Source organism: Zhihengliuella sp. ISTPL4, assembly GCF_002848265.1.
In the GTDB taxonomy this organism is placed as follows: domain Bacteria; phylum Actinomycetota; class Actinomycetes; order Actinomycetales; family Microbacteriaceae; genus Microbacterium.
The window spans coordinates 2,081,617-2,105,720 of the sequence record NZ_CP025422.1; the positions used below are offsets into that span (position 1 = coordinate 2,081,617).

Annotated in this window: 27 protein-coding genes; 12 read left to right on the forward strand and 15 right to left on the reverse strand. The window is 65.8% G+C overall.

Annotation, left to right across the window (positions count from 1 at the left end; translation table 11 throughout):
* From CYL12_RS17195 to CYL12_RS10090, 8 genes are all read right to left on the reverse strand, one after another.
* Entirely contained in the window at window positions 1-465 is a 465-nt protein-coding gene (locus CYL12_RS17195) for a hypothetical protein (RefSeq protein WP_158297145.1), read from the reverse strand.
* A gap of 170 nt (window positions 466-635) precedes the next feature.
* Window positions 636-983, reverse strand: a complete 348-nt coding sequence (locus CYL12_RS10060; RefSeq protein WP_061015168.1) for a helix-turn-helix domain-containing protein — start codon at window positions 981-983, stop codon at window positions 636-638.
* Window positions 973-2,091: a tyrosine-type recombinase/integrase gene (locus CYL12_RS10065; RefSeq protein WP_233486705.1), complete on the reverse strand. Its 1,119-nt coding sequence runs from the start codon at window positions 2,089-2,091 to the stop codon at window positions 973-975. The genes CYL12_RS10060 and CYL12_RS10065 overlap by 11 nt, the downstream gene beginning before the upstream one ends.
* A gap of 1,048 nt (window positions 2,092-3,139) precedes the next feature.
* On the reverse strand, window positions 3,140-3,562 hold the full coding sequence (locus CYL12_RS10070) for a DUF898 family protein (RefSeq protein WP_101847479.1): 423 nt from the start codon (window positions 3,560-3,562) through the stop codon (window positions 3,140-3,142).
* 229 nt (window positions 3,563-3,791) lie between these two features.
* Window positions 3,792-4,262, reverse strand: a complete 471-nt coding sequence (locus tag CYL12_RS10075) for a hypothetical protein (RefSeq protein WP_101847480.1) — start codon at window positions 4,260-4,262, stop codon at window positions 3,792-3,794.
* Between the two features lie 94 nt (window positions 4,263-4,356).
* On the reverse strand, window positions 4,357-4,869 hold the full coding sequence (locus tag CYL12_RS10080) for a hypothetical protein (RefSeq protein WP_101847481.1): 513 nt from the start codon (window positions 4,867-4,869) through the stop codon (window positions 4,357-4,359).
* A gap of 111 nt (window positions 4,870-4,980) precedes the next feature.
* Window positions 4,981-5,319: a hypothetical protein gene (locus CYL12_RS10085; RefSeq protein WP_158297146.1), complete on the reverse strand. Its 339-nt coding sequence runs from the start codon at window positions 5,317-5,319 to the stop codon at window positions 4,981-4,983.
* Between the two features lie 25 nt (window positions 5,320-5,344).
* A complete protein-coding gene (locus CYL12_RS10090) occupies window positions 5,345-5,608 on the reverse strand; it encodes a hypothetical protein (RefSeq protein WP_101847483.1) in 264 nt (87 codons plus the stop codon).
* A gap of 140 nt (window positions 5,609-5,748) precedes the next feature.
* On the opposite strand from CYL12_RS10090, the gene CYL12_RS10095 reads away from it, so the two are divergent.
* The 4 genes from CYL12_RS10095 (at window position 5,749) to CYL12_RS10110 (ending at window position 9,823) form a co-directional block, all read left to right on the forward strand.
* The gene (locus CYL12_RS10095; protein WP_101847484.1) at window positions 5,749-6,111 is read left to right on the forward strand and encodes a histone-like nucleoid-structuring protein Lsr2; all 363 of its coding nucleotides are present in this window, start codon (window positions 5,749-5,751) and stop codon (window positions 6,109-6,111) included.
* 118 nt (window positions 6,112-6,229) lie between these two features.
* Window positions 6,230-6,457, forward strand: a complete 228-nt coding sequence (locus tag CYL12_RS10100) for a DUF2188 domain-containing protein (protein ID WP_101847485.1) — start codon at window positions 6,230-6,232, stop codon at window positions 6,455-6,457.
* 2 nt (window positions 6,458-6,459) lie between these two features.
* Window positions 6,460-7,476 carry an ATP-dependent DNA ligase gene (locus tag CYL12_RS10105; protein WP_101847486.1) on the forward strand — a complete coding sequence of 339 codons (1,017 nt, stop codon included), beginning with the start codon at window positions 6,460-6,462 and terminating at the stop codon, window positions 7,474-7,476.
* Window positions 7,477-8,356: 880 nt separating this feature from the next.
* The gene (locus tag CYL12_RS10110) at window positions 8,357-9,823 is read left to right on the forward strand and encodes a GmrSD restriction endonuclease domain-containing protein (RefSeq protein WP_101847487.1); all 1,467 of its coding nucleotides are present in this window, start codon (window positions 8,357-8,359) and stop codon (window positions 9,821-9,823) included.
* Window positions 9,824-9,931: 108 nt separating this feature from the next.
* On the opposite strand, the gene CYL12_RS10115 is transcribed toward CYL12_RS10110, so the two are convergent.
* Entirely contained in the window at window positions 9,932-10,696 is a 765-nt protein-coding gene (locus CYL12_RS10115; RefSeq protein WP_101847488.1) for a DUF4839 domain-containing protein, read from the reverse strand.
* Between the two features lie 195 nt (window positions 10,697-10,891).
* Complete coding sequence (locus CYL12_RS10120) at window positions 10,892-11,404, reverse strand: hypothetical protein (RefSeq protein ID WP_101847489.1); 513 nt, start codon at window positions 11,402-11,404, stop codon at window positions 10,892-10,894.
* A gap of 95 nt (window positions 11,405-11,499) precedes the next feature.
* On the opposite strand from CYL12_RS10120, the gene CYL12_RS10125 reads away from it, so the two are divergent.
* Window positions 11,500-12,360, forward strand: coding sequence for a GIY-YIG nuclease family protein (locus tag CYL12_RS10125; protein WP_199399102.1), 861 nt, complete (start codon window positions 11,500-11,502; stop codon window positions 12,358-12,360).
* Window positions 12,361-12,822: 462 nt separating this feature from the next.
* On the opposite strand, the gene CYL12_RS10130 is transcribed toward CYL12_RS10125, so the two are convergent.
* The gene (locus CYL12_RS10130; RefSeq protein ID WP_101847490.1) at window positions 12,823-14,457 is read right to left on the reverse strand and encodes an Eco57I restriction-modification methylase domain-containing protein; all 1,635 of its coding nucleotides are present in this window, start codon (window positions 14,455-14,457) and stop codon (window positions 12,823-12,825) included.
* Between the two features lie 82 nt (window positions 14,458-14,539).
* Here CYL12_RS10130 and CYL12_RS10135 point away from each other — a divergent pair, with 82 nt between their 5' ends.
* The 4 genes from CYL12_RS10135 (at window position 14,540) to CYL12_RS10150 (ending at window position 18,354) form a co-directional block, all read left to right on the forward strand.
* The gene (locus CYL12_RS10135; RefSeq protein ID WP_101847491.1) at window positions 14,540-15,793 is read left to right on the forward strand and encodes a phospholipase D-like domain-containing protein; all 1,254 of its coding nucleotides are present in this window, start codon (window positions 14,540-14,542) and stop codon (window positions 15,791-15,793) included.
* Window positions 15,794-16,435 (forward strand): 3'-5' exonuclease, encoded by a 642-nt coding sequence (locus CYL12_RS10140; protein WP_101847492.1) that lies wholly within the window; start codon window positions 15,794-15,796, stop codon window positions 16,433-16,435.
* A 759-nt stretch (window positions 16,436-17,194) separates the two neighbouring features.
* Window positions 17,195-17,770 (forward strand): helix-turn-helix domain-containing protein, encoded by a 576-nt coding sequence (locus tag CYL12_RS10145; protein WP_158297147.1) that lies wholly within the window; start codon window positions 17,195-17,197, stop codon window positions 17,768-17,770.
* Window positions 17,770-18,354, forward strand: a complete 585-nt coding sequence (locus tag CYL12_RS10150; RefSeq protein WP_101847494.1) for a hypothetical protein — start codon at window positions 17,770-17,772, stop codon at window positions 18,352-18,354. Before CYL12_RS10145 ends, CYL12_RS10150 begins: the two co-directional genes overlap by 1 nt.
* A gap of 55 nt (window positions 18,355-18,409) precedes the next feature.
* On the opposite strand, the gene CYL12_RS10155 is transcribed toward CYL12_RS10150, so the two are convergent.
* Both CYL12_RS10155 and CYL12_RS10160 read right to left on the reverse strand, forming a co-directional pair.
* Window positions 18,410-19,465, reverse strand: coding sequence for an alpha/beta fold hydrolase (locus tag CYL12_RS10155; RefSeq protein ID WP_158297148.1), 1,056 nt, complete (start codon window positions 19,463-19,465; stop codon window positions 18,410-18,412).
* 36 nt (window positions 19,466-19,501) lie between these two features.
* The gene (locus CYL12_RS10160; RefSeq protein WP_101847496.1) at window positions 19,502-20,245 is read right to left on the reverse strand and encodes a phosphotransferase; all 744 of its coding nucleotides are present in this window, start codon (window positions 20,243-20,245) and stop codon (window positions 19,502-19,504) included.
* A 107-nt stretch (window positions 20,246-20,352) separates the two neighbouring features.
* Here CYL12_RS10160 and CYL12_RS10165 point away from each other — a divergent pair, with 107 nt between their 5' ends.
* Window positions 20,353-20,790 (forward strand): hypothetical protein, encoded by a 438-nt coding sequence (locus CYL12_RS10165; protein WP_158297149.1) that lies wholly within the window; start codon window positions 20,353-20,355, stop codon window positions 20,788-20,790.
* A 6-nt stretch (window positions 20,791-20,796) separates the two neighbouring features.
* On the opposite strand, the gene CYL12_RS10170 is transcribed toward CYL12_RS10165, so the two are convergent.
* Window positions 20,797-21,642, reverse strand: coding sequence for a transposase (locus CYL12_RS10170; RefSeq protein WP_101847498.1), 846 nt, complete (start codon window positions 21,640-21,642; stop codon window positions 20,797-20,799).
* A gap of 42 nt (window positions 21,643-21,684) precedes the next feature.
* The gene (locus CYL12_RS10175) at window positions 21,685-23,010 is read right to left on the reverse strand and encodes a VCBS repeat domain-containing M23 family metallopeptidase (RefSeq protein WP_101847499.1); all 1,326 of its coding nucleotides are present in this window, start codon (window positions 23,008-23,010) and stop codon (window positions 21,685-21,687) included.
* 140 nt (window positions 23,011-23,150) lie between these two features.
* On the opposite strand from CYL12_RS10175, the gene CYL12_RS10180 reads away from it, so the two are divergent.
* Together CYL12_RS10180 and CYL12_RS10185 are read left to right on the forward strand one after the other, a co-directional pair.
* A complete protein-coding gene (locus tag CYL12_RS10180; protein WP_101847500.1) occupies window positions 23,151-23,456 on the forward strand; it encodes a DUF7882 family protein in 306 nt (101 codons plus the stop codon).
* A gap of 31 nt (window positions 23,457-23,487) precedes the next feature.
* The gene (locus CYL12_RS10185; protein ID WP_101847501.1) at window positions 23,488-24,018 is read left to right on the forward strand and encodes a hypothetical protein; all 531 of its coding nucleotides are present in this window, start codon (window positions 23,488-23,490) and stop codon (window positions 24,016-24,018) included.
* The last annotated feature ends 86 nt before the right edge of the window (window positions 24,019-24,104 follow it).

The following is a 24,104-nucleotide window of genomic DNA, read 5'->3' on the forward strand; positions in this document are numbered from 1 at the left end:
CTATCTGTAGAAGCGGCGGAGCTTGTTCCCGGTCGGGCGCTCGAGAGTCGCAGCCACCGCGGCAACGTGCAGCGTGAGCTCGTGCTGCAGCACGTGGATGTTCGGCAGCACCTGGGCTTCGATGAGCAGACGCCGGAAATACCGCGTTGCTGGCCTTTGCTGGAGTTGATCAAGAGACGAGTGATCAACGGGCAGCGCGCCCGTGGCCATGCCGCGCAGGGTCTCTGTGACGTGCGGCCGCCGCAGCCAGCGCACCACCGAACGCGGGTCCATCGGCGCGTTCGCAAGGTACACGCGAAGCCTGGTCAGCTCGATCGGAGCCGATCCCTTGGGTCCGATGAGCTCGTCCAGTCGTGCCTGCAGCCGGCATCGCCCGCAGTACGTTCCGGTCAGGAACTCCTCACTGCCGCACGTGCGGCACGGGAACCGTGGCGGGTGTCCGGCGCAGATCGCACAGGTGATCACGCCTTCATCGGTGCGAAATGCGAGGACTCGGATGTTCCCGCACAACGGACACTCTGACGGGTTCCTGCGGAGCGCGCTGTAGCAGACGTTGCAGATCTTCTCGCCGAGCAGCGAGTAACGGCCCGCGCTCGAACGCCCGCAACGGTCACACGTCTGTGACGGCGTAGCCGTCATCGGCCTGGATCGGCGGGACGATGAAGTCGCGCACGCACAGGACGAAGGTCCCCGATCGCCGTGTCACGCCCCCGCCCAGTGCCCGTCTTCTTCGCCGCTGCCGGTCGCGCCACGACAGTGATGAGGTCGTTCGGCTGGCATCCGAAGATGCGGCACAGCGCCGCAAGAACTTCGACGTTCAACCGCTCCGGTGCTTTGGTGACCAGTCGATACACCTGCTCGCGGGACAAGACGATGCCCTGCTCGCGCAGCGGCGCGAGCAGCTCCGTGGTCTGGAACATCCCAGCCTCGGCCATCAGAGCACGCAGGTGCCAGTCGATCGGCCCCTTCGAGTCAGTCCCCATCACGGTCCTCCGTGTTCCTCTTGAGCGCATCAGCGAGCACCCGGTTCTTATAGTCGTCCCCGACAGACGTGTAGATCGCCGTCGTCGAAGCGAACGTGTGGCCCACCTGATCCTGCACGAACTTCTCGCTGTAGCCCCACTCGATGAGGTTCGTCACATAGGTGTGCCGCAGCGAGTGCAGAACCAGCTCTTCCGGAAGTCCGGCTTCGTCGCGCAGCTCGGCGAAACGGTCGTTCAGGTAGCGGCCACCGATTCTGGTCCTGCGCTCCGTCGGCCAGAGGATGTCCGTCTCCCAATCACCGACCACCCGCGGCCGGCCCTGGTCCACCCAATGGGTGAGGCCGTCAACGACCCAGTCGAACTCGGGCAGAGTCAGCACGGTCCGTCGCTTCGGACCGGTGCCCCGACTGCCCTTCCCGTGCCGGACATACACCGCTCCGAAACTCCCGAACCCCGGGGCCACCGGGTTCGACCGCAGATCGGCAACGTCGAGCCCAATGCACTCGGAACGCCGCAGCCCAAAGGCGTAGATGGTCTTGAACATCTGCGCGTTCCGGAGCGCAGCAAGCGCACCCTTCCTCCTGGCACGTACGATCGCCTCGACCCGAGCATCCGCAGCATCGAAGAACCGCTCCAGCTCATCGAAAGTGAGGGCACGTCGCCCGGGATCCCCCTCATGGTCGAGCAGGTGCGAGATCGTGTTCCAGTCATGGCAGATCTGCTGCGGCGCATCCCCGAACCGAGCCAGACACTCCGCCTGCCAGCCGTACCGCGGGTCAGTGAGGAAGTCGCAGAACAGACGGATCCTCGTCTGATACCCCCGAATCGTTGACCGCTTCAAGGGACCCTTGCCGGGTCGCACGCGCACTGAATAGTCCTCGAGATCCCGCGGCTGCCACTGCCACGGGTACGCCGCGCAGAACTCGGCGAAATCCTCGATGAACCGCCGGCGCGAATCGATGGTGGTCGCCTGCAAACCGCGACTTGTCTGCTGGTTCGCCCAGCCATCCAGCATCGACTCGAAGACGTACTTCCCCTCATCGAGGGCGACGACATTTCCTGTCAGCCGCAGCGAAGAGCGACCATCAACATCTGAACCAGAACGCACCCCTCCATGGTTGCAGCAGTTGCATCATTGTTGCAACCACTCTCCATAATCTTCACCCGCAGAGGCTGTTGGACACGTTCGTGAAGCACCACCCCAGCAGGCAAGAAGGTGACTTGGTAGCCGAATCACCCTTGTCGGCACCATACGCGACAGCCACACCGCCCGTGATCCACTCCTGGGCTCGGCGGCCAGCTCCCGCCGAGCCTCCTGCCGCGACCGAGAAACTCCAGATCAACCATGCAATCGCAAGCAAGTGATGCATCTGATGTCGATACTGCTTGGTCTGGCATCGTTCGCGAAGCGGCCGCACATGACGGTGAGCATAGCGCCCGCCGCGGTGGTGCACATGAGGAGCGGCGCCGGACTCCAACCCGTCGAGTGACCCTATGGACGGTCAGTTGATCCCCAGCGTTCGCCGGAGTGGAACCACACGAACGGGACCAGCAGACAGGTAGCCATCGCGGTCAAAGTGCGCACCCTCGTCCCTCAGGAGATCGATCGGCTCGCGCGCTCCGAGACGGACGGGAAGGGGACCGGAGGCCAAGAGTTCTGCCGATACGTTTCCCTCCAATGAGGACTCCGTGAGCCACCCCAGACCATGGTGAGCGCGATCGGGGGCATAAGCGGCGGTTGCTCTTGCTGCCGTGATCTGAGCAAGCGTTAGGGGTCGGCGGGTATGCGGAATGACTCGGTGAAACCCCGAGGGTAGGCAGTAGATGATGGTCATCTCGAGCAGGCAGTAGGCGCTCTCTCGCTTCGCCTGCGCCCAGGAGTGCGGTTCCGGCAGCGGCCTCAATTCCCCGTACGTCGCGTATTGAAGCCGGTCCAGGGCCTCGCTGATCGACACCCAGTTGCCACGCTTTATAGCGCTGACAAACGCACAGACAACATCAGGATGGGCCCAAGTCGGAGCGACGACCTTCTGCATGCGATCACCCTAGCGACCGTCGCGTCCGCTAGTCGACCACAGCGGCAACTCAATCCAAGGGCGCGCAACGCCCCAGTAACGCAGATGTGCATGACCGGGGCGTTGCGGACGAGGGAAACCTCAGCTGGTGGGGTCGATCTCCTGGTGCTCGACGATCCACTTCTGCAGGCGCGGGTACACCCAGAACGAGTAGATGCCGACGGTGATCACGCAGAGGAAGAACCACTTGATCCAGTGGCCGAAGAGGCCGGGTGCAGATCCCGTGAAGCGCAGGCGCTGGCCGTTGATCCAGGTGTGCTTCGTCTTCCAGCGGTAGGTCATGACGACCGCCCAGGGGTAGCAAATGCCGAGAGTGAAGGCGGTGACGAGGAAGCCGGCGATGCCGACCCAAAGCCAGCTGCCGGCGCCGCCGGTGAAGCCGAACTGGAGGTGGGGCAGGCGGTTCGTGGCCTGTGCGGGCACGACTGCGGGTGCAGCGGCCTGAGCAGGCTGAACAGCAGACGGAGCTGCGGGCGCGCTCGTGATGATCTCGGGCGTGGACATGGGCGTTTCGGTCCTTTCATGCTGCTCAGGGCAGCCGGGCTCAGAGGGCACCGGGTGGTGCGCTCTGCGGGTGGCGAGGGGCGCAGAATGCACTATCGACATCTGCGGCCTCGCGGGTATACGTTCTGCTCAACCGCGGCGTGGGGACGCGGGTTCTGGGGAAAGTGGGGACAGAGCAAGAGCCGCCCGAGAGGGATCACGGGCGGCTCTTGCTGCGGGGGGGGTGAAGTCAGAACAGAGCGTCTGCGAGCTCCGCCGGAGTGCGGCAGGTGTGCTCTTCGAGAGCCGCCCGCAGGTTCGCAGTGGTGGTCGGCCAGCGGTACGTGTCGTGGTACTCGGGGTCGAACTTCAGTCCGAGCTTCGTCGGCAGCTGCCAGGCGGTCTCGGGATCGAGAACGACGAAGCTGGTGTGCTCGTGGAGACCGCCGAGCTCGAGGCCGAGGTTCACGTACACCAGCTTCAGATTGCGACCGAGGTACTTGCGATGCACGGTCATCCCGCCTTGAAGGACCACCTTCAGCTGGATCGGAACTGCGATGAGATCCTCGTTGATCGCAACGGCATCCACGGGGGTGTCCTGCCGGTTGGGACGCGCGACGGTGATCTCAGCGCGCGAGAGGAAGTTCTCCAGCGCGCCGACGCCGGCGGCCTCGATGTAGTTGCGCGTGATGAGGTTGTCGGTGTGGAGGGTGTTTGCCATGATGGCTCCTTCGTGTTGGTACTGCAGATGCCAGACGGTCTGTGTGGCACTTCGAACTGTATGACTGGCCGCCGACATTCGCGCCAGCGAACGCCTAGTCAGCGAGGGAGGTGTCCATCCAGGTCTCCCAGTCGAGAGCTTCCTCTACCTGGACGAACGCGATGGCGTCAGCGTCGGCTGCCGCCTGTTGCAGTTGGTCAGCAGGCACAGCCCTGGCGAGTGAATGCGCGAGCGCAGTGAACGGGTAGAGGCCGGCCGTCAGCCCTTCGGCCTCGAACAGACCCATCGGGTTGAGCCGCCCCGTTTCGTCGTGCGTGACAGCCAGACGCTGGTCATCTGCGGGCTGGAGGTCTCCCTGCAGCTGCACGCGCAGGATGCTTGCCTGCCGCGCAGCATGACGGAGTGCGACCATGGCGCCGCGTTCGGCAGAGGTGTCCGGAGTGATCGGGATCTGATCCTGGTTCAGGTAGCCCGCGCGCACGTGCGCGAGCACCGAAAGTTGAGCGTCTGTGGTGGCGGCGCCCGTCCTCGCGGGATCGCGCAGCACCATGGTGAACTCGTCGATCAGCTCTGAGAGCGAAGGGGCGACGATGATCTCGGTTTGCATCGCAGTCAATGTGAACTCCTGGCTCTCGGGGTCTGCGCCCACCCTAGGGGTGCGGTCGGACGTTGATGGGGCGTGAACCGTGCGGCAGCTGAAGCGGTAGTACCGGCTCGCTCAGCCGGCCAGGCCGTCCAAGACGATCATGGTGCGGGTTCCCGGGCTCTTGTCGACCCAGGACTGAACGATCGCGGTCGCCTCGGCCTTGCTGGTTCCGTTGTAGCCGTCCGTCTCGGCGTCTCCTGTTGACCAGCGCGGACGTTCGGGCCCGCCTTGGGGATCGGCGTTCATCGCATGGATGACGAGAACGATGTGGCGCCCGACGGCTTCTTCTTGTACCTTCTCGGCCTCCCGGAAACGGATCGCTACGCTGTTGTTGGCCCTCGAGGTGACCAGCTGCGGCCGTCCGACCTCCATCAGGATGCCTGCTACTGCGTCGTGGACGTTCTTCGGCAACGGCTCGTTCCTCTTGAGGTACACCCTACTCGCCGGAGGGCATCTGGTACGCCCTGTCGTCGGCGAAGCCGGACCAGTCAGCGTTGATGGTCGCTGCCAGCTCCGCGTCGATCGCATCGCCGCTCTTCTTGCCTTCCAGCGGGTCAGTCGGCCTCGTCGGAATCGGGCTCACTGTGGCGGCCGGCTTCGAGGAGGTGTCTGCTGCGGGAGTAGCGCCTGCTGCGCAGCCGGTGAGTGCGAGCGATGCAGCCAGAGCGAGGGCGACGATGCCGGTGGTCTTGGGGAGCATGGATGACGTTCCTGTCTCGGTTAAAGGACTGCTGAGGACTATCGGCCGGATCGGCCGGAGGATTACTCGGATCCTGGCATGAAGCCGAGCACGGGCATGGGAGGCGGGCGTACCGGCCGAGCGCTGATACGTTCAGCCCTATGGCTCGCAAGATCATCCACCAGCTCGTCGACGACATCGACGGTGAACTTATCGACGACGGCGAAGGCGAGACGGTGACTTTCTCGATCGGCGGCACGGCGTACGAGATCGACCTCTCGGAGAAGAACGCCGCGGGGATGCGCGAGGCGCTGGATCCGTGGATCTCGAAGGCCCGCCGGGTTTCGAGCTCTGCGGCAGCACGTGGCAACGGCCGCGCGGGCCGCGGTGGCCAGCGCAGCACCGGGGCAGCGAAGCGCGACCTCACCGCCGTGCGCACATGGGCGCGCGAGAACGGGCACGAGGTCTCGGACCGCGGCCGCGTGCCGAGCACAGTGCTCGAGGCATACGACGCCGCGCGCTGATCGCGCCCGGCGGGATCGACGCTCGGGCATAGCGTGCCGTCTGCGTCCTGCCAAGGGCCTGCTCGTGGCCACTCGGGGCCCAGCATGATGGCTGGACACCTGAGCGATCGGAGGCAGCATGCCCATTGGAGACGTGGAGACCTATCACCAGGACGGCGCCTGGTACAACCGGGTGACCGGTGACGCCGCGGCGACGGGCGGCTCGTACCGCACCAAGGCAGCGGCGGTCGAGGCGGGGCGCGAACTCGCGCGCGACCGCAAGGTCGAGCACATCATCAAGAACGAGAACGGGCAGATCGCCGAGCGCAACAGCTACGGCAACGACCCGCGCGACAGCAAGGGCTGAGCATGGCGCTGCCGGCCGAGCTGCAGCCGCCCTTCGAGGTGGCGCTGGCTCGGCCGGTCTCGTCTATCCCGGCAGCAGGGGCTCTGCCCGGCGGCTCGAGGTACGAACCGAAATGGGATGGCTTCAGGCTCTGCATCGTCGTCGACGAGCAGGTCTCGCTGTGGTCGCGCCAGGGCAAAGACCTCACGAAGCGGTTCCCCGACCTCGTGGCGGCCGCAGAGCAGCTTCCTGACGGCGTGATCCTCGACGGCGAGGTCGTCTTCTGGTCTCCCGAGGGACGGCTCGAGTTCGATGCGCTCCTTCGCCGGCTGAACGCCGGCGGCAAGCGACTGCGAGAGCTCGTGCACGCAGAGCCGGTGTCCTATGCTGCGTTCGATGTGCTCGCCGTGGCGGGCAGGGACACCCGGGGCCTCGGTCTGAACGGGCGCCGGGAACTGCTCGAGGAGCTGGCGCAGGACTGGTCACCGCCGCTGAACCTGTCGCCGATCACGAGTGATCCTGCGGAGGCTGAGCGGTGGTTCGACGCGCTCGTGCCCTCCGGGGTTGAGGGCCTGGTGGTCAAGGGCGGAGCACAGGCGTATCGAGGCGGGCAACGCGACTGGGTGAAGGTGAAGCACCGCGATACCCGCGACGTCGTCTGCGGCGCCGTGATCGGCAGCCGAGAGCGTCCACGGGAGCTCGTGCTGGGCCTGCCCGTGAAGGGCGAGCTGCGCATCGTCGGTCGCTCGAGCGTGCTCCCGGCTGCCGCGTCTCGCGCGCTCGGTGAGATCCTGCAGGCACCAGGGGGCGATCACCCGTGGCCCGCCGAGGTGAAGACCGGCGCGCTCAGCAGGTTCAACCGCGACGGCCGCGGTCCCGTGGCGCTCACACTCGTCGAGCCGATCGTTGTCGAGATCTCCGCCGACACCGCGACGACCGGGTACTCGTTTCGGCATGCCGTGCGGTTCGTGCGGGCACGGCCGGAGGTGCCGGTGGAGGAGGTCGACGCAGGCGACGATGTCTCTATCGGGGTTATCTAGTGCCGTGCGCTGCGCCGTACGCGGAGATCGTATGGGCATTCGTCCGACCGAGCTTCCTAAGGCTGGTCGCTGGCCGGCGCCGCGGAGCCCTTCGACCGGCATTGCGGGCGGGTGATGATCTGCGCGCTCAGCTGGCACAGTGCTCGAATTTGAACGTGGGCCGGGACAAAATGTCCCGAAGGCGACCGAAGTACCGTATTTGGATCTGAGAAACGGTACGCAGATATTCCCCGGTCAGCGTGCATATCTGGGGCCGTTCAGGCAGTCAGGTGTACCGGCGATGAAATCCGGATACGGTACGCCGCGGCAGGGGTTTTCCCTTGAGATCTCAAGGTTCTGAAGATATGGAGGGAGGGATGTAACCGATGTACCGCGATATCTCGAAAACTCCACACATGCGCGCGCACGCACGCGCACACGCATGTAATCCTTCGGATCCGCCGGTACATTCGGTACATGTCCGCCTTAGGCCCGGCCAGCGCGCATTTCTGAGCATCAGCGCTGCGGTACGTAAACGGGTACACGCGAGCAGAGCCCAGCGTGCACGGTCGCAGAATAGGCTTCTGACCGGGCGTTTGCAGACTTGTCGTGGCGAGGAGCTGCGTACCAGCATCGCCGGTACATTTCTATATCGATCGACATACCCAGCCGATCCATCTAGCGGACGCCGGCACTGTGCTGCATCGGATAGGCGTTGCGTCGGCCACATGCCAGGTGATGTCCGTGGCTGCTCATAGGATGAGCACAGCACCACTCGACGAGCGGTGTAAGGGGACCCGGGTCAAGGGGTCAGTATTCGATCGTGCGCTTTGCGCACACGATCGCCGGCCTACTCGGGACGCTGCAGCGCGTGAGGCTTCGCCGGCGGGACGGTGGAGAGATGACGAGCACTCCAGTGGCGGGCTGGTATCCAGACCCAGCTGACTCCTCGCAGATGCGCTGGTGGGACGGCGCCGCGTGGACTGCGCAGACGCGGTCGATCCCTCAGCCCGCTGCACCGTCCGGCCTGCAGACACTCCCACCGCCGGTCACCGGCACGGCGTTCTCCGCTGGAGCTAGCGGAGAGTCCGGTGAGAAGGCCCGGAAGAAGCTTCCCCTGTGGGCGTGGGCCGTGATCGGCATCCTGACGCTAGCGGTGGGGATACTCCTCTCCCCCATCTTCACGGTGCTGTGGCTCGTAGTGCTGATCACGGGCATCGTCGCGCTGGCGAAGAACACTCCGACCTGGCTACGACTGCGAAGCCGGAAGACGGCGACCATCGTCACCGCTATCTCCGCCGTGTGCTTCCTGCTCACCGGCAGCGTCGCAAACGCCGTCATCGGCGGCAACGCTGACCGCCCGACTGATGCTTCTCCGGCAACGACAGCTCTGGAGAGCCCTGCTCTGCCGTCGCCGTCCGCGGAGCCCACCGAGATCTGGACACCGGCCGCCGTCGAGGAGGCAGAGCCTGTGCCGTTCGCGGGTGACTCGTCGACGGTCGCCGACACCTCGAGCACCGCGGGCATGACGGCGATTGAGGTGCTGGAGACTCTGCCGGTGAAGGGCAGGGCGGCGAAGACCGGCTACGACCGCGACCTGTTCGGCCAGCGCTGGCTGGACGTCGACCGCAACGGCTGCGACACCCGCAACGACATCCTCGCACGCGACCTCACCGCCATCTCACGCTCGGGCGTGTGCCGGGTGGTTTCAGGCACGCTGGCGGACCCGTTCACCGGTCAGGCGATCAGCTTCGTCCGCGGCCAGGGCACCAGCGAGCTCGTGCAGATCGACCACGTCGTTGCTCTCTCGGACGCCTGGCAGAAGGGCGCGCAGCAGCTCACAGCGGACCAGCGCCTAACCTTCGCGAACGATCCTCTGAACCTCCTCGCCGTCGACGGGTCTGCGAACGCGCAGAAGGGCGACGGCGATGCAGCGACCTGGTTGCCCAAGAACACGGGCTTCCGTTGTGAATACGTTGCCCGTCAGGTCGCGGTGAAAGCGACATACGGGCTGTGGGTCACGCAGGCCGAGCACGATGCGATCGCTCGCGTGCTGAGCACGTGCCCAGAGGAGCCGGTGCTCACCTCAGGCTTCGCGAAGGTCGTGCCGGTGAAGCAGGAGCCGGCTCCTGCACCCACTCCTGTGCCAGCACCTATCAAGGAAGAACCCGCACCTGCCCCCAAGCCCGCAGCTCCGGTGCCTGCAGCACCGGCGCCTGCTCCCGCGCCTGTGGAGAAGGCGCCCGTGTCCGTCTACTACGAGAACTGCACCGCGGTCCGCGCTGCGGGTGCTGCGCCCATTCACACCGGAGACCCGGGATACTCTCGCAAGCTCGACCGCGATGGTGACGGGGTGGCCTGCGAGTAGCTGCCATGACTCGGGGTTAGTCAGCTCGCACCGACGACGCCTGATACTTCCGAACCGTGGTTCAGATGCCGTGCGTAACCGTGGAGCCTGCCGGGCGTGCCGCGGGGCTCAGCGCACCCTGGTCTCCACCGGCTCCAGCAGGAACAGCGGGTCTACGAATGCGCCAACCCGGGCGATGACGTGCACGTGGGTGCCGACGCCAATCGTGTCGGGAGCTCGACCTGTCAGGTGCAGGTCGTTTGTGGTGTTGACGTCGCGGAACTGGAAGCTCGGGCCACCATTCGAGTGAGTCTCGCTGTAATCCCCGTAGGTGATGAGGATGTCGTATCGAGTCGAGTATCCCTCGTGATTGTTCATCGCTCCGATCGACCCATCGAACTCGATCAGCCGGCCAGAGTATTGCCTGGCAAATGCCTCGACAGTCGGTCCGTCGGCGGGACCTGTGAGAAGAGCCGCGAGGTCGGGATTGTTCTCGATTGTCAACGGAGCCTCCTCGACTGGCGCCGTTGCGATGGGCTCCTCCGGCCCCTCCGAGGGCTCATCGCGCGGCGCAATAGTCCCCGCGCTGGAGGTGCTCGCCGGCGCCGGGGGCTCATCGTCGTCACCGCCGGTGATCGCAGCCATGATGCCGATGAACGTGAAGAGAATCATAAGGACCCCCCCAAGGATCGCGTACATCTTCCACGGTGTCTGCGGCTTGGGGCGGCGGAAGACGAGCTCGGTGCGTAGCTTGCCGGGCTTCTGCGTGACGGACTCCCAGCCGTCCTTCTCCCACTTCGAGATCGTGAACCTCTCGGTGCCACGGACCGTCTGGACGCTCCTTGTCTCATACTTCACCGACTCGGACTCACGGCGCACGTCACTGTCCGTCATTGGGTTCTCCCTCTCCACATCCCGGGAGAACAGCTCACCGCCGGGTCATGGGGAGCATATCGGCTGGACGGTCAGTCCGAGAACGGACGCGAGCATCTGTCGTCTCATCCCGGTCAGGGCTTCAGCGATGCGCAACAGTGCGCAGATGGATCAGCCCGGAAAGCGCCCGCTGCAGCGCTTGAGTGTGCACGACGGCTACGTGAGCGGATACGCGACCACATCGGCGAGGCGATACCGCGCCCACCCGTCGCCGTCAGGTGCATCCCACTGAAGACTCCGGCCGGCGCGGTTCAGGCGGTCGTGCTCGTCCTTGCTCACCCAGCACTTCCGCATGAGCTGATCGAAGATCGACAATAGATGCTCTGGCGACGTGGCAGGTCCTCCCGCGATCGGCTCCTGGTGCGTGTTCGAACGCGGGTCAGCCTGGCTCGGATCGACGATCTCGACGATGATCCGCTTGAACGGGATCACATGCTCGATGACCCGTTCGGCCGGCGCTAGCCCCATCGCGTCCCTGGTCGCGAAGGTCACCCTGTGTCCATGGTCGAGTACGCGAAGCATCTGCCGGAGCTGGCGCGGGTACCCTCCCGATCCTTTGGTCCACAGGTTGCCGCCGGCGGCCAGGTGCGGCCGGACCTCCGTCTCAATGAGCTCGAAGGCCGCCCTCGCGGCGCGGCCACGGCGCCCATCGGGACGCGATTTGTTCATGGTGTGATCCTTTCACCGACGGAGACCGGGGCGTATCCGTAGAGTGACCGGGAGGGCGTCTGTTCGCTCGTCGCCGGCACGGATGGGAGCACCGCTTGATCACCTTCGCCGATTTCCTTCCCGTTCCGGAGCCGCAGCTCACGAAAGTGAAGTTCAACATGCGCTCCGGCGACGGCAGCGGTGAGGCCTTGGACTTCCTCATAGACGACCATGAGCGCTGGCTCAACTTCGGCCGGTGGCGTACAAAGCAGACGAACAACAACATGGGTGGGGCGCGGTATCTACTGGCCTTCGCGCAGTACTACCCCTATGGGCCGCAGTACTTCATGTTCGGCGGCGCGTTTGAGGTGACCGAGATCAAGCCCGATCGCTTCGACGACCATGGGTATGGGTTGACCCCCTTACCCATGCACGAAGAGTTCATCAAGCGCCTGATCATCAAACTCGACAGGCCCATCGGCCGTACCCCATACCTGCGCCACTATGTCGGGCTGCAGGAGAGCCTGCTCGCCCCTGAGGTCTACGAGCTCGCGCCGGGCGCCAAGTTGGGCACTTTCCCCGGCTATCAGAACGTCCGACTGCGGCATCACGAACTGCAGCGCATCATCGCAGGCGATGAGCCCAGTTGGAAGGATGCGCTCTCCAGCGTGAAGGGCGTCTACGTGATCACCGACCTGAGTAGCGGTCGACTGTATGTCGGGTCTGCGTCTGGCGAAGCTAACGGTCTCTGGCAGCGCTGGTCCAGCTACGCGCACCTGAAAAATCTCACAGGTGGAAACCGGGAGCTCGAGCACTTACGCCGGGACCTCGGCGATAGGCACATCACCGGAAACTTCCAGTATTCGATCCTCGAGATCTTTGACCCCAAGACGAGAGCGGACACGATCCTGGCCCGCGAGTCGTTCTGGAAGAAGGCGCTCGATAGCAAGCACCCTCACGGGATGAACTGGAACTGAGGGCCTGGCTTCAACTGGTCAAGGCGTCGGACGCAGGAAAATCGCGGCGCTTGACCACGTGGTCGACGCCGAAGACGGTGGTGCGGAGGGCGGGAATCAGACGTTTCGGCGAAGAAGCACTCCATACGCGAGGACGTCCGGTCCGCTGAGGTCCCACTCGTCGTAGATAACCCTGTTCACTACTGCAGAGAAGTGGTTTCGGATGAATACGATGATTCGTTCATCTGACGGATATCGCATCTGACTGCCCCGACGCGCAAGAGCGAACACGAGGCGGAAGAACAGCGGTAGTGGCTACGAAGCGCGGAGAACGGCGCGCGGCAGCACCGCGCCCATGTCGAGCAAACCCGACAACGGCATGCAAAGGGCGAGGGCATGGCGTGAGATCGCGTTCGTGTGCCGGGAGCACGGTGTGCAGGTACTGGCGGACCCGTTCGAGGGGCGGCGGTAGGAGCTGATTTTCTATCCGTAGAATTTCGAATGGGTTCGCTGTAGCCTGCGATCCATCAGAGTTGACCGGGCATCGCGAAGATCACTCATGATCCCCGCGTCCAGCGCCGGCACGAGGCCGCTGATCATTTCGTCGGTAGCGGTGACCAGGGCTTCAGGGTCCTTTGAAGAGCGAGCGATCGCATCCAGCTTCCCGAGCTCCGCGCCAGCGCCGGGGAGGATCGGCACCTGCAGGGCGCTGACTTCGCTCGGGACGAGTTCGAGCACACCGCCCCCGAAGCTGCGACCTTCGACCTCGGCCGACAGCAGAGTGAGCGAGTTGTGGAAGACTGCGGTGAAGTCGTCGGCACTCACGGGAGCGCCGACCAGCATCTGCCCCTTGTAGATGGTGTCAGTCGTGACGACTCTCGCGTGGTTGGCGATGACCCGTGGGTAATGGTTGGAGCGCTTCGACAGGAGAAGCTCTCCGGGTGGCACGACGGGCACGCGGTACCACGGCGTGCGCACACGGCACTTGAAGCGCTGGTCGATCTCCTGGCGCAGGCCTTGTACAAGGTAAGCGTCAGGGCGGGCGAATTCTTCGGGGGACGGTCGGTCCGCAGAGAAGCTCAGGAGCCACGCAATCTGGCCCTCGTCGGTGATGAGCTGTTGGTCCGCCTGTGTATACACCAGGCCTTCGGCGTACCTTGAACGCGGAAGCAGGGGCAATGCCCACCGCTCGAGCTCGTACTCGGCGACGCGGTCCGAGGTCATGCAGAAGTACCCATTGGCACCTGTCACGGTCGAGACGCTGAATCGGGCGATATTGCCGAGCCGGGTGACTGCGCCTATGGACCTCACGGCCGCGATCGCACCGTACTGCTTCGGGCTCAGCAGGTAGTCGGTCCAGGTGCCTGGCCCTGGCGCGATGGTGTGAGTCCAATGACGCGTGCCGCCGTTGTGGTCGTAAAAGTCGACTATGGCTGGCGGGGCAGCCGCTGTGTGAGTCCTGCGCCCGGTGAGGATGAGCACTTCCTGGAGCACCGCGGGAAAGGAGCCGGGCTTGAACAGGTCGATCGTTAGATCCGTCGTGTGAGCGAGCAGCCAGTTGCGGACAGAGTTCGCCGAGATGCCGGTCAGGAACTCGGTCGGCAGGATGACCGAGAAGACGCCCCCCTCCCGCAGCTTCGACACGGCGAGCAGGAAGACAGGGATCCACAGGTTCGACACCGACGAGCCCGCAGCGCCGAGCTCGGCACTGATGGCACGGGCTCGCTGCTTGTCGTCCTCCGCAATGAATTGGAAGCGCACGTAGGGAGGGTTCGCCAGCACCAGGTCGAAATCGGAGGGCTTGTCCTGCGACCAGCGCAGGACGTTGTCGTTGATGCTTCGCCCGGGAAGGCCGAGGGAGGACAGAGTCTGTGACGACTTCTCGGCCTCGTGGTCGATCAACTCCACTGCCTCGACATGTCCGAGATCCTGCTTGAAGCCGTTACGCTCGAGACCGCGGAGAAAAGCTCCGTCGCCGGAAGAGGGTTCGAGGACGCGGAGGTCCGCCTTTGAGGCGAGAAGCTCCTTGGCTCGGGTCAGGCACAGGTCGACCAGCACGTCGGGCGAGTAGAAACCTCCGCGCAGCTTCTCTTCGCCAACTTCATCCCGCGTGCGCATTCCGACCCCACTTCAGTAACTGAAGCAAAAGCCTAGCGGACGAGGAACATCTCGTGAACCCGACGTGTGGGATCCTGGCCCTATGCAGCTGCGATTCGTCGGACAGCCCTTTGCCGAGCATCTGAGCCTCCTCGACTTTATCGAGCAGGCGAGAGCCAACAATTTCGACGAGTTGAAGATTGCTGTCGCTTGGGCAAAGAAGTCCGGACTCGGCAGAATCTGGGACACGCTGACAGAGTTCCGCGAGCAGGGGGGCAAAGTGACACTGGTCGTCGGCGTCAGCGAGGGCGGCGCGACCAAGGAAGGTCTACAGCTGGCGCTAGACATAGCGAACGAGAGCTATGTGTTCCATGACCCGCAGCGGACGTTCCACCCCAAGGTGTACTTTGCATCGTCATCCGGCAAACGGTCGTTGATGGTGGGATCGAGCAATATGACCGCTGGCGGCCTTGGATGGAACTACGAGGCATCTGTCTGGGTGGATTGGGATGCCGGAGAAGGCGAAGACGTCACGGACGAGGTGGTCGCGTGGTTCGACAAGATCATCGCAGCGCCCGAGTCGTGCAGTCCGCTGACATCGGATCTGATTTCCAAGCTGGAGCAGAGCAAGGACATCATCCTCGGCTCGGAGACAAGGGCACGAAGCCGGAAGAGCGCCGCGCCGACAGCTGCACCAGAGGACAACGACAGCACGTTCGTCGGGACGATCAGCGGGCTGTTCAAACCCATCGCAGAGGGTCTCCGAAGGCTCCCTAAGCTCAGCGCGGCGCTTGCGCAGGCGGTGGTGCCGTCGATGCCAGGCACCAAGACTCCGCCGAAGACGTCGACGGTGAAGTCAATAGCAGACGCCAACGAGCCGGCACTAGCCGGGCCGGCTCCTCTCGACTTCGGAAACGTGCAGAGGCGCTGGTATCGACCGTTGGACCACACGGCGGCTCAGCAGGCGAAGAAGCCAGACAGCCATCTCACCAACAATCTTCGACTCACCCGCTCCAAGGCGGACATCGACCCGAAGACCTACTTCCGACACGACTTTTTCGGTGGGCTGCCATGGGCTGCGGCCGAGAAGAAGCCCTTGACGGAGGAAGAAGTCCTGGTGACCTTCAGGACGTGGATCGACGGTCAGGACTATGGCCTGCAAGAACTACGAGTGAGTCACAACCTGGGGCGCGTCTCGAATCAGAACAATATCCCGACCATTCTCCAATGGGGGCCGTTGTCTCCAGTAATGCGCGAGACGAACTTCATCGGAATGTATATTTCGCTCGAGAGGACCTTCGGCGGGCACTTCAACCTGGTCATATCCGAAGAGCCGCGCGGCGACTACCAGCTGTAGGTGCCGCACTCCGCGCTCGAACGCGCCTACGACCGCGCCAAGCATCAGCCGCAGTTCTGGGACATCGCGCTTGACACACCGCGGGTCGCTCGGCTGTTGAAGCTCCACGCCCGGCACGTCGATTCGGACGTGCCGTTCGCGGATCAAGTTGACGACCTCCAGGAGCGCGCGTGCGCGGCGATTCCTCCGACCGATATAGAGACGCTGCGTGAAGTCCACGAAGCCTGCGATCAGCTGCGCGAGTACGAGAGCGCCGAGACCTCGGTCCCAGCGCTGGTGAGCCGTATTCGGGACCACCAGGTCGTCACCACGATCACGCCCGGTGTGCATGTGCTGAACGCACACGTCGGCAAGGGGCAGCAGTTCGACTGGGTGGTAGTGATGGGTCTCGAAGACGGGCACGTCCCGAGCATCTACTCCAAGACGGCCGCCGCGATTCTCGAGGACGAACGGATCCTGCTGGTCATGGTCTCCAGGGCTCGCAAGTGCCTATTCCTCACCCACGCCAGTTCGAGTACGAACCAATACGGCAAGGTGTTCCACAATGACGCGTCGCAGTGGTGGGACCAGATGGCCGAAGCGACCAAACCGCTGACCCCTGCAATCGCGAAGCTAATGAAGGCGAAGCTGACGCAGGCGTAGCCAGCCGATGATCGACGCGTCGGGTGCTCGCATTTCGGCAGTCGCATCTCGGCAGGTCGCAGCCCGAAGGGGATGGAGACGGGCGACCGTCCAAATGCCCCGACGACGACCACCCCGCCGCGCCCACGCTTGGATCGTCGCGCAGACGTCGCGTCGGGATGCGCCCAGCGCGAGATGTAGCGGCCCGAGGCCCGCGTGGGTGCTCGTCACGTCCTCATCCTCGCTGAGTGGACAAGTGCCCGACCTCGGCATCGGTCAGCTCGCGCACGCGTCGGCCGCGGAGCGAGTGTTCCGGGAGCGTGCGGGATCAGTGCGCGCGCTGGCCGCAGACGAGCATCGGGGTCGGCGAGGATGACCACCGTGCCACGAACTGAATCTCCGGCTCCGATAGCAGTCGGAAGGGAGCCGCCGCGGCTGAATGCCGAAAACCCCGCATCTATTCCGCATAATTATCGACAGCTCGGGACACTCGCTGGCAACCGAAAGTATCCCTAATCAGGTCTATTCGAAGCACCCGCGAGTCCGCAGAAACCCCTAACAGAGCGAAACTCTTACTCGAAAGGTCACCGGATCGATGCCGGTCGGAGCCACAAGGCTGATCATTACAATCAGCCCAGAAACCCTCGCCTAGCTTCTACATGGCGGGGGTTTTGCTTTGCCCTGGAGCGAACAGGGCGCGGCTTCCCGGATCTGTAGCGTGGCATTCTGATCCCCGCCGACGTAGAATATGTCTTAGAGAACATTTTCACGGGAGGCGACGTGACCAACGCATCAGTGCTCGTGCGCGCTGCGCGGAAGAGCAGCGGCCTCACGCAGAAGGATCTCGCCGAGCGAACCAACGTCGACCAAGGCCGAGTATCTCGAGTGGAGGGTGGCCGCGAGGCTGAGTTCAGCACAGTCGAACGCCTCCTCCGTGGCGCCGGCCACCGCCTGTACTCCGCACCGACGCGACGGGACGACGCGGCGACCGTCGCGACGGCGATCCGCGGGTACCTGGGTGCGGGTGACAAGCACAGCGCCCTTCGCGAGTTCATCCAGCTGAGCGACAACCTCAACGCCGAGCACGGCCTCGTACGCGGAGTCCTCGGTCTCGCGGAACCCGAACCGACCGGTGACCGTGCCTGGGACGCCGCCCTGGCCGCCCTCGTGGATCTTCGCCTCCGCGAGGAGGGACTCCCCACTCCGGCGTGGGTCGACGCCCCGAACAGGAGGGTCCAGGTGCCCCGTACCTTGGACGTCGATCCGGCGGATCCGATCCCGACGCCCGACGACGTGCCCACGGAGTTCTTCGAGCGTGGTGTCCTCGTCTGGCAAGACACCCTGACGAGCGTCTGATGGCTGACGCCCTGAACCGCGACGACATCATCGCCGGCCTCCGCGACCTGGTCGGGGAGCTTCACGCCGCTGGCGAAGTCGCAGGCATCCGACTTGTCGGTGGTGCTGCACTCGTCATCAGGTACTTCGACCGCCGTGCCACCGGAGACCTCGATTCCCTTCACATCAACCCCGGAAGTGACGCAGCCGTTCTCGCCGCCGCCTCGCGCGTCGGAGACCGACGAGGGTGGAGCGCCGGCTGGTTCAACTTCACTGTAGAGCACGCGGATTCCGTGCCGACGTTCGGGCGTCGAACTGTCGAGTGGGAGACGATCTATGACCGAGACGGCGTCGTCATCCAGGTCGCCTCGAAGGACGCACTTCTCGCCATGAAGCTCCGCGCCAACCGACCAGGACGCGACGTGGACGACATCCGTCAGTTGCTCACCCTCTGCGGCATCACCACGGTGGAGGCGGCGGAGGCTCACTACGAGGACTTCTACCCGGGCGACGGCCTCAGCGACCGCGCTATCGGCATGGTCGAGCGGATCCTCGATGGTGGCCTGCCGACAGCCGTTCCCTCCCCCGGGCCCATCCATCTCTAACGCGATAACGGAGCGGGAGGAGAGAGGGGAGAACGGGAGGAGGCGACCCGCGGACCTATGCCGGCACGGGTGAGTCTGTCGAGCTGCCCTTCCTCGCATCCCCCGCGGCGACCGCGTGCGGCAGCGCGTGGGTCACGAGGCTCACGAGGAACTTCCCGGGCTCCTCGAACATGCACAGGTGCGCGGAGTTCTCGAACCACACGACGGGCGTCGACGGTGCCGTCACGGTCTCCAGCCAGCGGACGACCGGCCCGGTGGGGGTCGTCCAGTCGTGCCGTCCGAGGAACTGGAGCATCGGCACCTCGAACGCCGTCTGATCGCGGGCGTCAAAGCCGAGCAGGTCAGGCAGCACCGCGGGCATGGTCGCCCGCTGCCCGACACCGATGAGGCCCAGGTCGGCGTCCGTGTAATACGGGGACAGCTCCTGCGACTCGGTGAAGTACGCGAAGTCGGAGCGATACGCCGAGAGGCCGCCGTAGTACTGCGCCCATCTCCGGCAGGTCACGATGCGCTCGACTGTCAGCGGTTGCTCGCCCGGATACTCCCCCAAGGCCTGCAACTCCGAGATCGCCTGCTCGTTCCGGTCCGCGACGGCACTCCGCATCGCGTGGCGGAAGCTCTCCTCCTCGTTCTCGGGACCGGAGATGACCTGCCCGACGCCGATATACGCCCACAGCAGGTCGGGGCGCCGCCGGGCCAGGGTGAGACCGAGGACCGTCCCCCAGCTGTGCCCGAGCACGCCGACCTTCTGCACGCCCAGCTCCCCCTGGAGCCACGCGATCAGCTCCACGAGATCGTCGACATACCGGTCGACGCTGAGGTCGATGTCTTCGGGTACGGCGCCCGCGGACTTGCCGCTCGCGCGCTGGTCGTAGTTGACGACCGTGAAGTAGTCCTCCGCGCCTCGTTGCCAGACCCACGACGAGGGCAACGACGGCAGGGCCGGGCCGCCGTGACAGACGACGAGCACGGGGTTCCGTGTGCTGCGCCCGCGGATCGAGACGAACTGGGAGACGCCGCCGAGCTCGACGTACGCCGTCCTGTCGATCGCCTCCGGGTTCGGGATCCGGCACAGATCCGCGATCACTGCGCGGCCGAGGTCGTCACTCATGTCGATCACCCTAGGAGAATCAGACCGGCGAAGCGGTCACGCCAGTGCCCGCTGCCACACATCCCGATGCGCGGTGACGTCGTCGAGCACCGCCGCCCAGTGCGCCCCGTGACCCGTGCGGTACATGGTCCCCCACGGCTCGCGTCCCACCTCCGCGGACGAGCGCAGCAGATCGAGCATCGCCTGCGTGCGTCGGCGCATCATGTCGGGGAGCACCGCGCGCAGCTCCTCGTCGGCGCCGTATCCGTCGACGAAGGCTGCGAGGTCATCGGCGGAGCGCTGCGGGTCTCGGGCCGGATCCGGAAGCGCGAACGTCTGCGCGGAGAAGGCGAGGTCCCACGAGCGGGTGCTCGGGGAAGCGCCGTCCCAGTCGATGAAGACCCACCGGTCGCCGAGCATCAGATTCCACGGCGCCAGGTCGTTGTGGCAGATGAGCTCCTGCGCGGGCGGCGAGAGGGGTGGTTCCCAGACCGCATCGGCAGCAGGGACGTACCGCGCCGAGGCGTCATGGATCCGTCGGACCATTCCCCCCACGCGAGCGAGCTCGGCCGTCGAGAGCGGCGCGGAATGCATCGCGAGCGTGCCCGGGATGAACTCGATGATCTGCCGCCCCTGCGTGTCTCTGCCCACGGGCTCCGGCGCCTCCACGCCGTCGGCGCGCAACGCCTGCACGTACGCGACGACATCCGGTGTCGCGGCTGTCCACGCCTTGCGGACGGTGTTCCCGATGCGCACGACGGATCCGCTCGCGTTGCCGCCCTCGAGGACTTCCTCCCGCATCCTCCGAGGCTATCGGAGGCCCCTCCAGGAGAGGTCACCCTCGATGATGACAAGGGATACCTCCGCCGGCGGACGCCGCCCGCCGCGCCCGTCAGCAGAGTGGAACCATGACACCACGACGCCTTCTCCCCGCCGCCGCCCTGCTCCTCGGCGGTACCTTGCTACTCGGCGGATGCGCCGCCGTGGAGGGTCTCGTGCACAAGCAGTCGACTCAGACGTTCGAGGACGCCGACGCCTTCCGCGCGGACGCGTCGGTCGACGCGGACTGGGTTCCGCACGACGCGACCGCTCTCACGCTCCGGACGTCGACCATCGAGGACGCGGACGACGCCGCCCTCCTGCTGACGAGCACGATGACGCTGCCGGAGGATTGCGTGGAGACGGTGCGGACCTCCGCCCCGACCTGGACTCTCGACGATGCTCCGTCCGCGTACGAGGCGAAGACCGTCTTCGTCTGCGGCGACTGGAGCGTCATCCCGTCCGACGACGGCTGGTTCGGATGGACGCCGAACTCCGACGAGGAGAAGGCCGCTTCCCGGAGCTGAGCCCGCTTAGAGGTCGCCGAGGGCCTCGCGCGCCGATTCCACGGCCTCGACAGCGGCGTCCTTCTTCTCTGCGGCCGCGGTGCGCCGCTTTTCCGCCGCGGGACGGTCGCGCTCGACGCGGTCAGCCTCCTGACGCAGCTTCTCCAGCTGCGCCTCCAGCTCGGCGATGCCGTCGGCCAGCTCCTCGGCGCGGTCGCTCAGAGCCCGCACCGCCTCGTCCTCTTTCGCGAGGGCGCGCTCCGCGGCGGCGAGGTCCTTCTCCGCCGCGGCCACCTGACGTTCCGCGTCCCGGCGCTTCCGGCGCTCCTGCAGCTCGTCCGGCGGACGCGAAGGTTGCGGTCGGAGCGTCGGGAGGGTGCCGGCCACCGCGTCGCGGATATCGTCGGTCGTTCCCGAGGGCTCCAACGCCTTCACGAGACGCCCGGAGGCGACCGCAGCGGCCGCATCCGGGTCGAAGAACGCCGCGGAGATCGTCTGCTCGACGGCGTCCCGCGTCGCCGCCGTCACGCGTTCGCCACGGGATCCGGCGAGGTCTGCAGCGGTCTCGGCGAGCCGACGAGTCAGGGCACGACGTTCCCGCCCGAGCTTCGCCAGCGCCGCGGCATCCAGGTCCGCCTGCGCCTCGCGCAGCTCCGCGGCGAGCGCCAAGGCCTCCCCGAGCTGCGCCGCGCGCTCCTGCGCGAAGACGTTGACGACCCAGGCGGCGACCGACGGCTTCCGCAGGGCCTTCACCTCCGCGGCGAGCGCACGATCCTCGATCTCCTTCGCCCGCGCGTTCCGAGCGGCCGTGAACTCCTCGGGCGGCCCTGCATACAGCGCGGCCGCGATGTCGTCGAGGGTCGGAACGGCCATGGCCCCACCATACGCGGCGTCGCGGCGGTCAGCCCGTGGCGGTCATTCGACGGCGAGGTAGTCCGCGGCGTCCGAGGCGACGAGCGCGCGGGCGCCGAACGAACCGTCCCCCTTGCCCGGGTAGAGGTAGAGCTGTCCCGCGGCGCTACGCGCCAGCAGGTCGGCTCGTCCGTCGCCGTTGTAGTCGACGCCACCGGTGACTTCAGTGAATTCCTGCCAGCCGATACCGACCTGTCTCGGTGTACGCAGTCCGGACGCGCCGGTGTAGAGCAGCAATTGACCGTCGCCGGCGACCACCACGACATCGCCACGACCGTCCCCATCGAAGTCCCCGGCAATGAGGTAGTGGAAGCTCTCCCACCCTCCCCCGACGGTGGTGTGCGGCGCGCTCAGGCCGTTGCTGCCGTTGCCCCGGTAGATGGTGAGGACACCCGACTCGGACACGCCGAGGATGTCCTGTTTGCCGTCTCCTGTGAAATCCGCACCGGACGCGACGTGACGCATGCCATACCAGCCTGTGCCGAGCCCACCGGCGGGACGGAAGCCGCCCCCGCCGGTGCCGGCGTAGTACTCCAGCACCCCGTCCGAGCGGGCGGCGAGAAGATCGGCGTTGCCGTCTCCGTTGAGATCGGTATGCGTGATGTGCCGACGCGACGCACCCCAGCCGCCGCCGAACAGCGTGGTCGGGCCGGCGAACCCGCCGCGGCCGTTGCCGGCGCGCAATCGCAAGTCGCCGTTTCCCGCGACGACGAGGAGATCGGCCTTGTCGTCGCCGGTGAAGTCGGCCGCGCCGACGCCGGCGGGGACGCTCGCACCAAGGCCGGGGAAGAACAGCGGGATGGTTGCCCCGCGCGTGACGTCGGCCAGGCAGGTGAAGCCCTGATTGATCTGCGAGTACACCTTGCCGTTCAGCCACACCTCGAAGTGCAGGTGGTACGCGGCCGAGTTGCCCGTGTTGCCGACGACCCCGATCTGCTGCCCACGCAGAACCTTCGTTCCCGGGGCGAACCACCCTGGCGCTGCCATGTGCGCGTAGCGAGTGACGTATCCGCCGGGGTGCTGGACGTCCACGTAGTTGCCGTAGCCGCCGTTCGCGGTGCGGCTCTTGATCACGCCGTCGTACGCGGCGAGGATCGGTGTGCCGCCGTTCCGGGAGATGTCGATGCCGTCGTGCGCACGGTAGTTCCCGCGGCAGCCGTCCCCGACTTTCGACTGGATGTTGCCCGACGCCGGATAGACCATGTATCCGTCCGATGCCGCCGTCGCCGGCCCGGCCGTGCTGATCGCGGGAACCAACGAACCCAGGACGATCGCGAGCACGGCGACGATCCCGATGCGGCCACGACGCCAACGGGACGTACGCGTCATCTCGAAGCTCTCTCTTGGTCGACGGGCCCCAGGGACAGGTAGTCCTCCGCGGTCACCGTACCAAGCGCCGGCATGCCGCGCCGCGAACGCCACCCCGAGTAACGGATTCGGATGTCCCTCCGGGGTGTACCGTCAGCATCATGGGAAGACTCCGGTACGACGGTCACTCGGATCCGATCATCGTCGAGGATGAGACGCTCGCGCATCTGAAGATCGTCATCGCCACGAAGCTCCGTCGGCAGGAGAGCTTCATGATGACGTGGCTCCCTCTCGAAGGCGGCGTCGACCGGCGCGCGAGCGTCTGGATCCACCCCGCCATCCCCCTGCAGTTCGGGTTCGACGAGGTCGACCCCCCGACCGTGGATCCGCACCGTGTCCAGGAGCTCATGCAGGCGCTCAACGCGTCCGGCGAACTCCACCTCGACCATCTCACCGGCCCGCGCTGACCCGCGCGCGACGGACCCGCACGCGGCACCGATGGACTTTCCGCTCCTCGCCATCGTCGTTCTCATCCTCGTCGTCATCGGGCTCATCGTCGGCGCCGCTTTCCTGCTCGGATGGGGACGGCGCAGCGGCGCCGCAGCCGGCGCGCGGGCGGGCGCGCGGTTCACGGCCACGCGAGTGGAGGCGATCCTCGCCGATCTCGGCGACACGCTCGTGATCCATGCGCCCCCGACGGTCGCCGCTGACGTGGTGCGCGCGGTCGTCACAGAGCGCGGCAAGGAGTTCCACCTCCTGGCGGACGGTGCCGTCGGCATCCGCTTCATCGAGCCGGACGACACGATCGCGTGGCTCCGTCCCGAATCGACGGGGACGGTGCTCCGGGTCGAGACCTTCCGCGACTACCTCGGATACCCGCAGACGGCGCCGCTCTGGCGGAATTTGCGTGCGCTCGTGACCGCGGAAGCAGCGGCTCGTCTGATCGAGGTGAGCCCCGGGCCGGTGTCCGTCTTCGAGCGCGGTCCCCTGCTCGACGACCGCAACGCCCGCTGGTTCCGTCAGGCATGATCCGCCCGCGCAAATGGGGGTCACGATTCCCAGCCGACGCAATTAGGCTAGACGCGCGCCGCGCCCCGCAGGGACTCGGATGAGGA

What these genes read in the sequence shown, in the direction of transcription:
- CYL12_RS10110 (WP_101847487.1), top strand. Translation starts at nt 8,357, where the DNA reads ATGACGAGCACTCCAGTGGCGGGCTGGTATCCAGACCCAGCTGACTCC.
- CYL12_RS10095 (WP_101847484.1), top strand. Translation starts at nt 5,749, where the DNA reads ATGGCTCGCAAGATCATCCACCAGCTCGTCGACGACATCGACGGTGAA.
- CYL12_RS10160 (WP_101847496.1), bottom strand. Translation starts at nt 20,245, where the DNA reads ATGCGGGAGGAAGTCCTCGAGGGCGGCAACGCGAGCGGATCCGTCGTG.
- CYL12_RS10115 (WP_101847488.1), bottom strand. Translation starts at nt 10,696, where the DNA reads ATGACGGACAGTGACGTGCGCCGTGAGTCCGAGTCGGTGAAGTATGAG.
- CYL12_RS10070 (WP_101847479.1), bottom strand. Translation starts at nt 3,562, where the DNA reads ATGTCCACGCCCGAGATCATCACGAGCGCGCCCGCAGCTCCGTCTGCT.
- CYL12_RS10075 (WP_101847480.1), bottom strand. Translation starts at nt 4,262, where the DNA reads ATGGCAAACACCCTCCACACCGACAACCTCATCACGCGCAACTACATC.
- CYL12_RS10170 (WP_101847498.1), bottom strand. Translation starts at nt 21,642, where the DNA reads ATGGCCGTTCCGACCCTCGACGACATCGCGGCCGCGCTGTATGCAGGG.
- CYL12_RS10175 (WP_101847499.1), bottom strand. Translation starts at nt 23,010, where the DNA reads ATGACGCGTACGTCCCGTTGGCGTCGTGGCCGCATCGGGATCGTCGCC.
- CYL12_RS10060 (WP_061015168.1), bottom strand. Translation starts at nt 983, where the DNA reads ATGGGGACTGACTCGAAGGGGCCGATCGACTGGCACCTGCGTGCTCTG.
- CYL12_RS10100 (WP_101847485.1), top strand. Translation starts at nt 6,230, where the DNA reads ATGCCCATTGGAGACGTGGAGACCTATCACCAGGACGGCGCCTGGTAC.
- CYL12_RS10090 (WP_101847483.1), bottom strand. Translation starts at nt 5,608, where the DNA reads ATGCTCCCCAAGACCACCGGCATCGTCGCCCTCGCTCTGGCTGCATCG.
- CYL12_RS10135 (WP_101847491.1), top strand. Translation starts at nt 14,540, where the DNA reads ATGCAGCTGCGATTCGTCGGACAGCCCTTTGCCGAGCATCTGAGCCTC.
- CYL12_RS10165 (WP_158297149.1), top strand. Translation starts at nt 20,353, where the DNA reads ATGACACCACGACGCCTTCTCCCCGCCGCCGCCCTGCTCCTCGGCGGT.
- CYL12_RS10105 (WP_101847486.1), top strand. Translation starts at nt 6,460, where the DNA reads ATGGCGCTGCCGGCCGAGCTGCAGCCGCCCTTCGAGGTGGCGCTGGCT.
- CYL12_RS10180 (WP_101847500.1), top strand. Translation starts at nt 23,151, where the DNA reads ATGGGAAGACTCCGGTACGACGGTCACTCGGATCCGATCATCGTCGAG.
- CYL12_RS10150 (WP_101847494.1), top strand. Translation starts at nt 17,770, where the DNA reads ATGGCTGACGCCCTGAACCGCGACGACATCATCGCCGGCCTCCGCGAC.
- CYL12_RS10185 (WP_101847501.1), top strand. Translation starts at nt 23,488, where the DNA reads ATGGACTTTCCGCTCCTCGCCATCGTCGTTCTCATCCTCGTCGTCATC.
- CYL12_RS10155 (WP_158297148.1), bottom strand. Translation starts at nt 19,465, where the DNA reads ATGAGTGACGACCTCGGCCGCGCAGTGATCGCGGATCTGTGCCGGATC.
- CYL12_RS10130 (WP_101847490.1), bottom strand. Translation starts at nt 14,457, where the DNA reads ATGCGCACGCGGGATGAAGTTGGCGAAGAGAAGCTGCGCGGAGGTTTC.
- CYL12_RS10120 (WP_101847489.1), bottom strand. Translation starts at nt 11,404, where the DNA reads ATGAACAAATCGCGTCCCGATGGGCGCCGTGGCCGCGCCGCGAGGGCG.
- CYL12_RS10080 (WP_101847481.1), bottom strand. Translation starts at nt 4,869, where the DNA reads ATGCAAACCGAGATCATCGTCGCCCCTTCGCTCTCAGAGCTGATCGAC.